The sequence below is a fragment of the Streptomonospora litoralis genome (assembly GCF_004323735.1).
In the GTDB taxonomy this organism is placed as follows: domain Bacteria; phylum Actinomycetota; class Actinomycetes; order Streptosporangiales; family Streptosporangiaceae; genus Streptomonospora; species Streptomonospora litoralis.
On record NZ_CP036455.1, the window covers coordinates 5,307,549 to 5,319,481 of the forward strand.

Genomic DNA, 11,933 nt, shown 5'->3' on the forward strand with positions numbered 1-11,933 from the left:
CGGCTCCGCACACGGGGCCGGCGGTCCTTGCTCGCGGGCTCCGAACCGCAAGCGTGAGCGTAGTCCGGACGGACTTCGACAGACTCCGCGTTCATCCGGATTGCGCTGCGTCGATGTAATCGGCCGAATCCGATGGGTGAAAAGGGTCTAGACCACATACCCGCTCCCCGGGTACAAAGGATCGGATTTCCGGCGTCGCACGGCATCTGGCCCAAACGGGACAGCCGTAGCGCGCACACCCACGGACAACGGTGGTCTGCTGATGGCGAGAATCCCCCACTCATCGCCCGACGAACGGCGGCCGCGGCGCGGCGGACGCTTCGACTGGGCTGCCCTGCGCGCGGACCTGCGCGCCGCCGTCCCCGACGCCGCGGCGGCGCTGGTCGTCACGGCGGCCATCTTCGCCTGGCTCTACGCGCGTATCCACAGCGGCACGTCACCGACGATCGACGTGATGCCCATGCTCGGCGAGCACCCCGACCGGTACTGGATGTACTGGTTGTGCCAGGCGTTCGGCTGGTCGGCGCTGCTGTGGGCGTGGATCACCGTGATGTTGGGCATGGCGCGCTCCAGCGTGCACCCCTCGTGGCTGCCGGTCTCGGCTCCGCGCCTGGAACGCTGGCACCGCACCACCAGCCTGACCACCATCGGGTTGATGTTCGCGCACGCGTTCATGTTCTTCGCCGACTCGGTGCGCGGCAACGAGGACGGCCTCGGCTGGGCCGGCCGCCTCGGCACCGCGTTCGTCGAGGTCTTCGTCCCCGGCGGCTACACCACGGGCACCGGCCAGGTGGCGATCCTGATCGGACTCATCGCCTTCTACCTGGCCATCCCGCTCGGGCTGGCGTTCTACCTGCGCCGCCGCACCGGGTCGCGCGTGTGGCTGGCCCTGCACAGGTTCGTGATCGTCGTGTACGCCCTGAGCGTCTGGCACACGCTGCTCTACGGCACCAACGTCTGGTACGACGGGGCGTTCCGCACCACCGTGTGGCTGCTGCAGATACCGGTCGCCGCGCTGCTGCTGGTGCGCCTGTCCGCCCCGGCTCGGCCCGGTGAGCGGCTGCGCCCACGCAACGCGGGGCAGGGGCCGCTGGGATACGCCCTGCGCCTGGCCGCCCGGGTCGGGGCGGCGGCGGTGATCGCCGTGGTCCTGGCGGTGACCTTCACCGGACGCGACGGCGGCAGGACGCGCGGCGTGGAAGGCGCCGAGATGAACGTGACGCAGCCGATGGTCTGGGTTGGGCTCGCCCTCCTGCTGGCCACGATCGTCGCGGTCGTCGCCGCGGTGGCCCGGCGCCGCACCGGCCGAAGCGGTCCGCGAAGGGCGGCGGCAGCGCCCGAAGGGTCCGCCGAGGAGGGGGCCTCCTATGCGGATGGTGCCGCCGGTACCGGACGCACCCCGGCGTCGGAAGGGTAGCTCCCCTCGAACCGGAAATCCTGATCCGGTGCGGCTTTCCGGAAGCGGTGCGGCCCGCGGCCTGGCAGCGGCACGGCCGGCCGCGCGGGCGCCTGGAGCGTTCGCGCGGCGCGGCCGGTGGCGCGGGCGGAGCGGTGTGCCCCGATGCCTGTGCCGCCATCGTCACAGCACGCGCAGGTCCGGCAACAGGACCCGCCACGCCTCCGCGGATACGGCCGGATGCCGCCACACCCGAGCGGCAGCGCGATGGCACCCGCGCGCAGGCGGCGGGGCGTGCGGCAGACGTTGTATCGGGAACCGCACTATGGTTCACTATCCGATGGATACACAGTTTCCTGTACCAACGGAGATGACCCCATGGTCGCGGCGACTCCTGCTCCGCGCCCGAGACTCCTGTCCGGGCGCCCCTCGTCATGTACGCCGCGGACGCGGCCGCGGCGTCCGCGAAGGAGAAGCCGCGGCGACGAGGGCGGCTCAGGCGCGGGCCCGGGCCCGCGCCCATCGGGCGAGGGCTCGCCGTCGCCGGCACCCGTTCCGGCGGTGCTCTGTGCGGGGCTTAGGAGGATCCGGATTGCGGGGACTCTGCCACCTTTCGCCGGGTGCGCGGTGGCCTCGCGGAGCGCACTCCGCCGCGCCGCCCAGTCCGCGGACCGGTTTCGCGCTCGCGTCATCGCCGGTCACCGGGTCCTCGGCTGTCCGCGTCGGCACGCCGCGGCCCCCGACCTGCTCGGTCGAGTCCGAATCGGAAGCCGACCGTGGCCGTCGAGGGCATTCCCCCGGTGCGGAAGATGCGGTACCCATTGACCTGGAAGCAGGGGGCGTTATGGGCGTGACGGGCGATTCCGAGACCTCGTGGGTGTGATGTGGCGAAGCGAACCGACGAACCCGGGGACGACCCCTCCGTCGACGAGAAGGACCCGGCAGCGGCCGAAGCGGTCGCCACCACGGAGATGGCGCAGGGCCCCGACCGCGGAGAGGACAGGTCCGCCCCCGGCGGTCCCCCTGAGGCCACCGGTGCGGCCGGGCGGCTCCGCAGGTTGGGGTTCTTCCTCCTCCGCGCGCTCGCCATCCTGGCGGCGTTCGCCGCGATGGTGGCCTTCGCCGCGGTGCTGGCCCGGCTCACGCTGACACCGGTCCCCGGCGCCGCCGGCCACACCCACACCAACCTGGAACCGGGCTGGTCGCTGCGGTTCTACCTCGACGCTCCCGCCCGCGACGCGATCCAGCAGGTCGGCGGAAACATCGTCCTCGGCGCGCCGTTCGGCATCCTGCTGCCGATCCTGTACCCCGGATTCCGCCGCGTCGTGCGCACGGTCGTACTCACGGCCACGGTGATGCTGCTGGTGGAGACCGTGCAGGGTACGCTGATCACCGGCCGGGCCTTCGACATCGACGACGTCATCCTGAACACCACCGGCGCCCTGCTCGGCTACGTGCTGCTCGGCCGCCGGATCTCCCGCGCCGTCCACGGCTGGGGCCGCCGGTAGCCGAGTGCGCAGTCGGCCTCCCGCGGACGCCGTCACACGCCATCCGCGCCCCCGGCTTCGGGGTCGCCGCACTCGGCAACGACACTGCGCCAGTACTGGCTTTTGCCGTGGTCGCGTACCACCAGGTCCAACCGCGCCAGTTCCGCGCGCAGCGCCTCGGCGTCCTCGGCGGCCTTGGAGCCGTCCTCGGCCAGCGCTCGCGCCCGCGCGGCGAAGAGCCCGTGTGCGCTCGCGGAGAGGTCCGGCGCGCCCTCCACCCAGCGGCGGTACTGCGCGGCGTGCGGGTCGCCGCCGTCGACCCAGGGGTAGCCGTGCTTGCGGAACGCGGCTGCCAGGCGGGCGGCGCTGAGGTCGGTGGTCCGCCCGGCGAGCTCCTCGGTCGCGGGGCCGAGCGCTACCAGCCGCTTGCCGTCCTTGAAGACCGCGCTCGTCCGGGCGCGGCGGAAGGCGGTGTGCCGGTGCTCGCGCTCGATCGTCGCCGCTTCGTCGGACACGGTCACCGTTACCGACTCTCTCGCGCCGATCGCGGCCAGCGCCAGTCCGGCGGCCAGTCCGACGACAGCGCCGCCGATGCGGGTGGGCAGATCCGGCAGCGCGGCCAGGAGCTGGACCGGCCCTTCGAACGGCACCCACGGCCAAGTCGCCACCCGGTCGGCCAGACTCTTCAGCAGGGCGCCGAGGACGGTCCCCACCAGTGGGAACCCGCCCCACATCAGGACGCGCTCGCCCCGGCCCGCCGCGACGACCGTCGCACCCCCGGGCGCCGACGCCTCCGGTTTCATGCCACCCCTCTTCTCCGCCATAGCGTGTCCGATACCCCTCCGTTCGGGAGCGCCCCTCCCGACGCCGACCGTTACCGCCGTCCCGCGCCGGACGTGCGGGCGGGAGTGGGTCGGCGCTCCCGGCCGCCGCCTGCGAGCAGACGACCGGGCCCTGGACCCGTGCGGTCCGTGTCATGGCTCGAAGCTAGAGCCCGCGGGGATTCGGGCGCGTCGACCGCCGGTATCGGATGCCGCGACGACGGTCGTCGATCGGCGGGGAACCGTCATCCGAAAGTATTCTCCGCCCCTACTCGGGTCGCCGATGCTGCCCCGTGCGCACCGCCGCAGCTGGGGCGCCGAGTAGTTTCGACAGTCATGGAGGGCGCAGACGACAGCCGGATCGCCGAGCAGGCGGACGCGGGCCTGCTCGGCAGGCGCGGGCCGCGCGAGTGGGCCGCGGACCTCGCCCTGTTCCTCGTCGCGGTCGGCTACGGGCTCGTCTGGACGGTGGCGCTGTCGGAGGACCCCGATATCACGGGGGCGGCGCTGCTGCGGGAGCAGCTCGTCTGGGCGGCGGCGTGCGCGGCGGTGTGGCTTCGACGCCGGTGGCCGGTCGCGCTGTCCCTCGGCCTGATCCCGCTTTCCGCCTATGCCGCGCTGTCCGACGGCGCTCAGCTGGTGGCCCTGTTCACCGTGGCCGTGCACCGGCCCGCCCGCACGGCCGCCCTGTGCGGAACGGCGACCGTGGCCGGGCAGATCGTCTACTTCGCGCTGTTCACGCTCCTGGCGTCGCCCGTGCGGCAGCCCGACGACGGCGAACTGCAGTGGATCGTGGCGTTCACGGCCGTCGCGGTCGTCGCGGCGCTCGGGTGGGGAGCGGTGGTCCGCCATCGTCGCCAGCTCGTGCTGAGCCTGCGCGAACGGGCGGCGCGAGCCGAATCCGAGGCGCGGCTGCGCGCCGAGCGCGCCCAGATGCACGCCCGTGAGCAGATCGCCCGCGAGATGCACGACGTGCTCGGGCACCGGCTCTCGCTACTGAGCGTGCACGCGGGCGCGCTGGAGTACCGGCCCGACGCGCCGGCCGAGGAGGTCGAGCGCGCCGCCGCCGTGATCCGCGTCAGTTCGCACCGGGCCCTGCAGGATCTGCGGGAGGTCATCGGCGTGCTGCGCGCGCCGGTGGGCGAGCTGCCGCAGCCGACGCTGGCCGACGTCCGCGGCCTGGTCGCCGAGTCGGCGGCGGCCGGGATGCGGGTGGAGCTGGTCGAGGAGGTCTCGGGCAGAGCGCCGGAGACCGCCGGGCGTACGGCCTACCGGATCGTGCAGGAAGGGCTGACCAACGTGCGCCGGCACGCGCCCGGAGCGCACGTGCGGGTGAGCCTGCACGGCGCTCCGGCCGAGGGGTTGGCAGTCGAGGTACACAACACCGCTCCGGCGGCGGGGAGGACGCCGGACGGGCGCGGCCCCACCGCCGGCGGCGCCGCCGGCGTGGAGCCGGAGCCGGGTCGCGGCACACGGGACGGAGCCCGAGAGGCCGGATCCGGCGCGGCTCCGGTCGGCGGCCAAGGGCTTCTCGGACTCGCGGAACGCCTCTCCCTGGCCGGCGGCCGACTCAGCCACGGTCCCGACGACTCCGGCGGCTTCCACCTCAAGGCCCGGCTGCCCTGGGACGAGTGACCCGCGCGACGAGCGAGCCTACCCGCGCCCCGGCAGCACGTTCCAGTCGGTGAGCACCGGCCTGCCGTGCTCCTCCCCCAGGCGCGCCGTGGCCGCCGTCTCCAGGCGGAACAGGGCGCCGCACTCCGGCGGCAGGCCCAGGCGGCGTGCCGTCAGGACGCGGAGCAGGTGGCCGTGGGCGACGACGGCGGCGTCGGCGGCGCCGGGGTCCTCCAGGACCGGCCGCAGCCGCTCCAGGACCCGGTCGGCCCGGGTGCCGACGTGCTCGACGCTTTCGCCCGGATGCTCCGCGTCGCCCGCGGCCACTCCGTCGCGCCAGATGTACCAGCCGGGGCGCTCCTGCTGGACGGCCGCGGTGGTGCGGCCCTCGTAGCCGCCGTAGTCCCACTCCATCAGGTCGGGGTCGGTCTCCACGCCCTCCAGGCCCGCCAGTTCGGCGGTGCCCAGGGCCCGCCGCAGCGGGCTGGCCAGGACCCGCGACAGCGGGCGCCCCGCCAGCAGCGGCCGCAGGGCGCGCGCCTGCTCCTCGCCCTCGGCTGTCAGTGGCACGTCGGTGCGTCCGGTGTGCCGCCGCGCCACGCTCCACTCGGTCTGCCCGTGGCGGATCAGCAGCAGTCCGGCCATGCGGTTCTCTCCTTCCCTGTCGTCTCCCCTGCGGCGCTCGGCCCCCTGCGGCCCCGGCGCCGCGGCGCGGGCGGGGGCGGGCGCCGGGCCGGTGCCGGCGCCCGCCCGCCCGGACCGTCAGCCGTTCAGCGCCCGGTAGCGGCTCACCAGCGCCGCCGTGGAGGAGTCCAACCCGGGCACGTCGGCCCCCTCTGTCAGGGCGGGCTCGATGCGCTTCGCCAGCACCTTGCCCAGCTCGACGCCCCACTGGTCGAAGGAGTCGATGTTCCACACCGCGCCTTGCACGAACACCTTGTGCTCGTAGAGGGCGATGAGCTGGCCCAGTACCGACGGCGTGAGCTCACTCGCCAGGATGGTCGTGGTGGGGCGGTCCCCGGCGAAAGTGCGGTGGGGCACCTGTTCCGGCGGTACTCCCTCGGCCGCGGCCTCCTCGCCGGTCTTGCCGAACGCCAGCGCCTGGCCCTGGGCGAACATGTTCGCCATCAGCAGGTCGTGCTGGGCCAGCAGCTCCGGACTCATCCCCGCGACCGGGCGCGCGAACCCGATCAGGTCGGCCGGTACCAGCTTCGTCCCCTGGTGCAGCAGCTGGAAGTAGGCGTGCTGCCCGTTGGTGCCGGGCGTGCCCCACACGACGGGACCGGTGGGGTAGGTCACCGGTCGGCCCGCGCGGTCCACCGATTTGCCGTTGGACTCCATGTCCAACTGCTGCAGGTAATCGGGAAAGCGGGCCAGGTACTGGCTGTAGGGCAGCACCGCGTGGGACTGCGCACCGTGGAAGGCGCCGTACCAGATGCCCAGCAGCCCCATCAGCATCGGCGCGTTGGCCTCGATCGGCGCGGTGCGGAAGTGGTCGTCGACCAAGCGGAAGCCCTCCAGCATCTCGCGGAAGCGCTCCGGCCCGATGGCTACCATCAGCGAGAGCCCGATCGCGGAGTCGAGGGAGTAGCGGCCGCCCACCCAGTCCCAGAACCCGAACATGTTCTCGGTGTCGATGCCGAACTCGGCGACCTTCTCGGCGTTGGTCGAGACCGCGACGAAGTGCCGGGCGACGGCCGAGACGTCGCCGTCCGTCCCCGACAGCAGCCACGCGCGCGCCGAAGTGGCGTTGGTGATGGTCTCCACCGTGGTGAATGTCTTGGACGCGACGATGAAAAGGGTGGTGGCGGGGTCCAGGTCGCGCAGCGTCTCGTGCATGTCGGCGCCGTCGACGTTGGAGACGAAGCGGACCTCGATGCCGTGCTCCCCGTCGTCCCCGGGCTCGGCGAAGGGCCGCAGCGCCTCGTAGGCCATGGCCGGGCCCAGGTCGGAACCGCCGATCCCGATGTTCACGACGTGGGTGATGGAGCCGCCGAAGTACCCCTGCCAGGCGCCCGAGCGGACCCGCTCGGCGAAGTCGGACATCTTGTCCAGCACCTCGTGCACCTCGGGTACCACGTTCTCCCCGTCGGCCTCGACCACCGCGTCGCGCGGCGCCCTCAGTGCGGTGTGCAGCACGGCGCGGTCCTCGGTGACGTTGATCCGCTCCCCGCGGAACATGGCGTCGCGCAGCCCTTCGACGTCGGCGGCGGCGGCCAGGTCGCCCAGCAGCCGCAGCGTCTCGTCGGTCGCCAGGTGCTTGGAGTAGTCCAGGTGCAGATCGCCTACCTGCAGGGTGTACCGGCCGCCGCGCTCGGGATCGGCGGAGAACAGGTCGCGCAGATGCGTTTCCCCGAGCTTCGCGCGGTGCTCGCCCAGGGCCGCCCATTCCGGCAGCCGGTCCGGGCGCGTGCGGTCGTTCGCGGTCGTGTCGGGCATCGGTCTCGCTCCTCGCATGTCCGTTCTCGCATCGGTGCGGCTTGCCGCCGGCGTCGAGCGGGCGCGGCGGCCGCGCGCCGCCGGAGCACACCCCTACCCGGCATCATGCACGCTCGCCCGTCCCGCCGCCCGGCCGCCCTGCCGCGCCGGCACGGCCCGGCGCGGTCGGCGGCGGTCACGTCGCCTCCCGAACGCGTCGGGGTAGGGGTAGCACCGGCCGTACGGCGCGTCGGAGCCCGCCGGCGCACCGATCGTGGCATATGACGGGTAAGGGCCGGATTCGGCCGCGACGGCCCCGTCGCGTTCCGCCCGGGGCCGCATTCGACTCAAGGGAGCAGGTGCGCATGGACGCGCAGTACGACGCCGTCGTGATCGGCATGGGTCCCGGCGGCGAGGTCGCCGCATCGAAGCTCATCCAGAACGGGAAGCGGGTCGCCGTCGTCGAGCGTGAGCTCATCGGCGGCGAGTGCGGGTATTGGGCCTGTATCCCCTCCAAGACGCTCCTGCGCCCGCTGGAGGCCGCCGCGGAGGCCGCCGATGTGGCGGGGTTGGACGCCCCCACCCCCGACTGGGCGGGCATGCGGGCATACCGCGACACCATGATCCGCCATCTGGACGACTCCAAGCAGGTGGAGGGCTACCGGTCCCAGGGCGTTCCGGTCTTCAAGGGCACGGCCCGCATCACCGGGCGCGACCCGTGGGTGGTGGCCGTCGACGAGCACCGGCTGACCGCCGACGACGTGATCGTGGCGACCGGGTCGTCGGCGGCCAGGCCCCCGATCGAGGGCTTGGAGGAGGTGGAGGTCTGGACCAACCGGCAGGCGACCACGGTCGAGGAGGTTCCCGATCGCGCGGTGGTCGTCGGCGGCAGCGCCGTGGGCGTGGAGATGGGCCAGTTCCTCGCCCGCATGGGGTGCACGGTGACGCTGGTGCAGCGCGGCCCCGCCCTGATGGACCGCGAGGAGCCGCGCGTGGGCGAACTGACCGCCGAACTGCTGCGCGCCGACGGCGTGGACGTGCGCACCGGGATCGAGCCGCGCCGGGCGTACCGCCGGGGGCGCGACAGCGTGCTGGAACTGTCCGACGGTTCCGAGGCCGTCGGCGACGTCGTACTGCTGGCCACCGGGCGCGCTGCGCGCGTCGAAGACCTGGAACTCGACCGGGTCGGGGTCGAGACCGGTCCCAAAGGATTGGCCGTGGACGAGCGCTGCCAGGCGGCGCCGGGGCTGTGGGCGGTCGGCGACGTCACCGGGGTCGCACTGTTCACCCACGTCGCGAAGTACCAGGGCGGCGTCGTCGCCGGAAACATCCTCGGCCGCCCCCGCACGGCCGAGTACACCGGTGTGCCGCGCGTCGTCTTCTCCGACCCCGAGATCGCCTGTGTCGGCCTCACCGCCGACCAGGCGCGCGCCCGGGGCGTGGACGCGGTGTCCGCCGAGGTCGACCTGACCGCGGGGCTGGCCCGGCCCTGGACCTATGAGACGTCGCCCAAGGGGCACGTGGGGGTGCTGGCGGACCGGTCGCGCGGCACGCTCATCGGCGCCTGGGCCGTGGCACCCCTGGCGGGCGAGTGGATCCACACCGCCGCCCTCGCCGTGCGGGAGCAGATCGGCGTCGACCGACTGCGCGAGGGCATCTTCCAGTTCCCGACCTTCAGCGAGGGCTACACGCTGGCGGTCGACGCGCTCGACCTGTAGCCGCAGGGGCGGCCAGCGGGCCGAACGGCGCCCCGGCGACCCGGCCTCCCTTCGACTCCCCTGCACGCGAACTCTGGAATCGCGCGTGTAACCGATGCCACAGTCGGGCAGGGGGACATCTCCGGTTCCGGTCGGGTCCGCTCGGCGCGCGGGTCGCCGCCGACCGCCGGCGGGGACGGAGCGCAGGAGAGCAGGGGCGTCCTACGCCCGCCGCGTTAGGGACGCCTCCGCCCGCGGCACGACGACAGCCGCACGCGCACCGAGCAGACTCGGCCGGGACCAACCGACGGCACGAGGGGCGGTCCTCATGGGAGCCGACACACCCGGGCGTCGGGGCCGAAGGGCCGCGCGGCGCGCGGGTGCGCACGCGCCGCCGAATGCCGTCGCGGCCTCACGGCGGCCCGCGGCGGCAGCCGCAGCCTATGGCGGGCGCCTGTGCTCTCCGGTGCTGCGCGGACTCTCGGCGGCGGCTCCGGCTTCGGCCGGACGCGGGCTCGCCGCCTTGTCCGCCGCGATCGCCGCACGGCTGCGCTGGGCCCGCGCCGCCGCGTCCACCCGGCCGGCGGTACCGGAGACCGCTCCGGCGGTTCCGACCGGGCGCGCCGAGGAGACCGACGCACCCGCCCTGCGGATTCCCGCCCAGCGCGCCCCCGTGCCGCCCGCCGGGCAGCAGCCGCCTCCGCCGCCCGCCGCCGCGTCGCGGCTGTCCGCACTGCGCGGCACGTGGCGGTCGGCGGCCCTGTGGACACTGCGGCTGACCGTCCTCGTCCAGGTCGGCGTGCTGCTCCTGCAGTCCGCGACCGTCGGCGCCACACCAGCCGGCCAAGCGGCGGCCGCGGGCGCGCTCGGCGATCCGCTGCTGTGGCCGGTGGCGGCGGCCGGCACCGCGCAGGCCGCCGCAGCGGCCGCGATCGCGGTGGGCGCCCGCGCCTCCTGGTGGCCCGCCGTGTTCAGCGCCGTGCTGCTCGTCGGCGGGCTGGTACAGCGCGGCATGTCCGGCGCCGACCCCGCCTACCTGATCCTCCTCGGCACAGTGCTGGTCGCACCGGGCCTCTGGGTGGCGCTGTGGGCCTGGGGCTGGCACTGGCCCGAGCAAGAGGAGTAGGTACCGGCGCGTTTCCGGGACCAGGCGGGCCGGCCCCGCGCATAGCCGTCGGTCAGCCTTTCGTTATCTTTTCCAAGAGAGGTCGTAGTCGGGATGGGCGGCGTAGACGGCCGCCAGGTGCTCAAGGGCCCGGCGCCAGGCGTGCAGCGCCGACCAGGCGCCGTCCTCCTCCGAGGCGGACTGGGCGCCGTTGTTCAGGGTGTCCATGCACTCGCGGTAGGTCTCGTTGTAGCCCTCCACGATCCCGCGTTTGGCCCCGACGTCGGCGCGGGCGCGTTCGGGCCCCCCGGTGCCCGGGGAGGCCGCGTGCGCGGCGCTTTCGTCCTCCGCCAGGCGCGCGTTGAGGAACTCCACGATCGTCACCCTTGCTCCACTCCTTCCGCTGGAGTCCGACCTCTGTCGACGCTCCCCGCCGGCTGCGCGTTCCACCGGGCGCACCGCGCATCCACCCATGTTCCGGACAGCCTTGGGATCGTCTCGCGAAGACCGGTTCGTCGGAAACCCCGGCATCCGCTCCGGATCGCCGGGCGCCTACCCGCAGCCCTCGAACTGGGGCACACTGGTATTCAGGTCCAGCCCGGTATCGCCGAACCACTTGCGCAGCAGCCAGGCGGCGGTGCCGTCCTGGTACATGCGGGTGATGGCCCGGTTCACCGCCTCGCAGCCGGCGAGGTCCTCCTTGGCGACACCCACCCCGTACTTCTCACTGGTGAAGGGCGCGTTGACCAGTCGGAACGACGCCGGCGCGGTGGCCAGGTAGCCCGCCAGGATGAGGTCGTCGGTCGAGACGGCGTCCACCTCGCCTTCCGCGAGCAGGTCGATGCAGTCGCTGTAGTCGGGCCGCTCGACACGCACCGCCGCCACCTCGCGCTCCTCGATCACCCGGTTGGCGGAGTTCGACCCGGCGCCCTGGCACAGCCGCTTGCCTGCCAGGTCGGCGACCCCGTCGACGGAGGTGTCTCCGGCTCGGACCAGGATGTCCTGGTGGGCCACGTAGTAGGGACCGCCGAACGTGACGACCGTCTTGCGCAACTGGGTGATGGAGTAGGTGGCCAGCACGAGGTCCACCTTGCCGCGGACGAGCACGCGCTCACGCTCACGCGAGGTCACCCCCACGAACTCGACGCTCTCGCGCGGCACTCCCAGTTCGTCGGCGATGTAGAGCGCCACGTCGACGTCGAAGCCCTCGTAGTCCCCGCCGTCGGTGCGCAGACCGAGCCCCGGCTGGTCGGTCTTCACCCCGATGCGCAGCGCCGTCGCGTCCGCGACGGAGGTGTGCACGCCGACGGTGTCGGTGCACGCGGCGGCCGCGGCCAGGACCGCCGCCGCAGCGGCGGCGGAGACCAGCCGGCGCAATGGCATCGGCGCTCGCCT

At 73.7% G+C, this 11,933-nt stretch carries 10 protein-coding genes; 5 read left to right on the top strand and 5 right to left on the bottom strand.

Annotated features, from left to right (window positions below; all coding sequences use genetic code 11):
• The first annotated feature begins 262 nt into the window (after positions 1-262).
• The gene (locus EKD16_RS22620; RefSeq protein WP_131101213.1) at positions 263-1,417 is read left to right on the top strand and encodes a ferric reductase-like transmembrane domain-containing protein; all 1,155 of its coding nucleotides are present in this window, start codon (positions 263-265) and stop codon (positions 1,415-1,417) included.
• A gap of 863 nt (positions 1,418-2,280) precedes the next feature.
• The gene (locus EKD16_RS22625; RefSeq protein ID WP_242677128.1) at positions 2,281-2,904 is read left to right on the top strand and encodes a VanZ family protein; all 624 of its coding nucleotides are present in this window, start codon (positions 2,281-2,283) and stop codon (positions 2,902-2,904) included.
• Positions 2,905-2,936: 32 nt separating this feature from the next.
• On the opposite strand, the gene EKD16_RS22630 is transcribed toward EKD16_RS22625, so the two are convergent.
• Positions 2,937-3,686 carry a YqeB family protein gene (locus tag EKD16_RS22630; protein WP_131101214.1) on the bottom strand — a complete coding sequence of 250 codons (750 nt, stop codon included), beginning with the start codon at positions 3,684-3,686 and terminating at the stop codon, positions 2,937-2,939.
• A 354-nt stretch (positions 3,687-4,040) separates the two neighbouring features.
• On the opposite strand from EKD16_RS22630, the gene EKD16_RS22635 reads away from it, so the two are divergent.
• Complete coding sequence (locus EKD16_RS22635) at positions 4,041-5,339, top strand: sensor histidine kinase (RefSeq protein WP_131101216.1); 1,299 nt, start codon at positions 4,041-4,043, stop codon at positions 5,337-5,339.
• An 18-nt stretch (positions 5,340-5,357) separates the two neighbouring features.
• Here EKD16_RS22635 and EKD16_RS22640 read toward each other — a convergent pair whose 3' ends face one another.
• Positions 5,358-5,963: a histidine phosphatase family protein gene (locus EKD16_RS22640; RefSeq protein ID WP_131101219.1), complete on the bottom strand. Its 606-nt coding sequence runs from the start codon at positions 5,961-5,963 to the stop codon at positions 5,358-5,360.
• 117 nt (positions 5,964-6,080) lie between these two features.
• Complete coding sequence (pgi, locus tag EKD16_RS22645; protein ID WP_394347293.1) at positions 6,081-7,775, bottom strand: glucose-6-phosphate isomerase; 1,695 nt, start codon at positions 7,773-7,775, stop codon at positions 6,081-6,083.
• Between the two features lie 326 nt (positions 7,776-8,101).
• Here pgi and EKD16_RS22650 point away from each other — a divergent pair, with 326 nt between their 5' ends.
• Positions 8,102-9,454 carry a dihydrolipoyl dehydrogenase family protein gene (locus EKD16_RS22650; RefSeq protein WP_131101222.1) on the top strand — a complete coding sequence of 451 codons (1,353 nt, stop codon included), beginning with the start codon at positions 8,102-8,104 and terminating at the stop codon, positions 9,452-9,454.
• A gap of 502 nt (positions 9,455-9,956) precedes the next feature.
• Positions 9,957-10,559 carry a hypothetical protein gene (locus EKD16_RS22655; protein ID WP_131101224.1) on the top strand — a complete coding sequence of 201 codons (603 nt, stop codon included), beginning with the start codon at positions 9,957-9,959 and terminating at the stop codon, positions 10,557-10,559.
• 63 nt (positions 10,560-10,622) lie between these two features.
• Here EKD16_RS22655 and EKD16_RS22660 read toward each other — a convergent pair whose 3' ends face one another.
• Both EKD16_RS22660 and EKD16_RS22665 read right to left on the bottom strand, forming a co-directional pair.
• A complete protein-coding gene (locus tag EKD16_RS22660) occupies positions 10,623-10,922 on the bottom strand; it encodes a DUF6221 family protein (RefSeq protein WP_131101226.1) in 300 nt (99 codons plus the stop codon).
• Positions 10,923-11,090: 168 nt separating this feature from the next.
• Positions 11,091-11,921, bottom strand: a complete 831-nt coding sequence (locus EKD16_RS22665; RefSeq protein WP_131101228.1) for a glutamate ABC transporter substrate-binding protein — start codon at positions 11,919-11,921, stop codon at positions 11,091-11,093.
• Positions 11,922-11,933 lie beyond the last annotated feature (12 nt).

What these genes read in the sequence shown, in the direction of transcription:
- EKD16_RS22620 (WP_131101213.1), top strand. Translation starts at nt 263, where the DNA reads ATGGCGAGAATCCCCCACTCATCGCCCGACGAACGGCGGCCGCGGCGC.
- EKD16_RS22640 (WP_131101219.1), bottom strand. Translation starts at nt 5,963, where the DNA reads ATGGCCGGACTGCTGCTGATCCGCCACGGGCAGACCGAGTGGAGCGTG.
- EKD16_RS22650 (WP_131101222.1), top strand. Translation starts at nt 8,102, where the DNA reads ATGGACGCGCAGTACGACGCCGTCGTGATCGGCATGGGTCCCGGCGGC.
- EKD16_RS22665 (WP_131101228.1), bottom strand. Translation starts at nt 11,921, where the DNA reads ATGCCATTGCGCCGGCTGGTCTCCGCCGCCGCTGCGGCGGCGGTCCTG.
- pgi (WP_394347293.1), bottom strand. Translation starts at nt 7,775, where the DNA reads ATGCGAGGAGCGAGACCGATGCCCGACACGACCGCGAACGACCGCACG.
- EKD16_RS22635 (WP_131101216.1), top strand. Translation starts at nt 4,041, where the DNA reads ATGGAGGGCGCAGACGACAGCCGGATCGCCGAGCAGGCGGACGCGGGC.
- EKD16_RS22630 (WP_131101214.1), bottom strand. Translation starts at nt 3,686, where the DNA reads ATGAAACCGGAGGCGTCGGCGCCCGGGGGTGCGACGGTCGTCGCGGCG.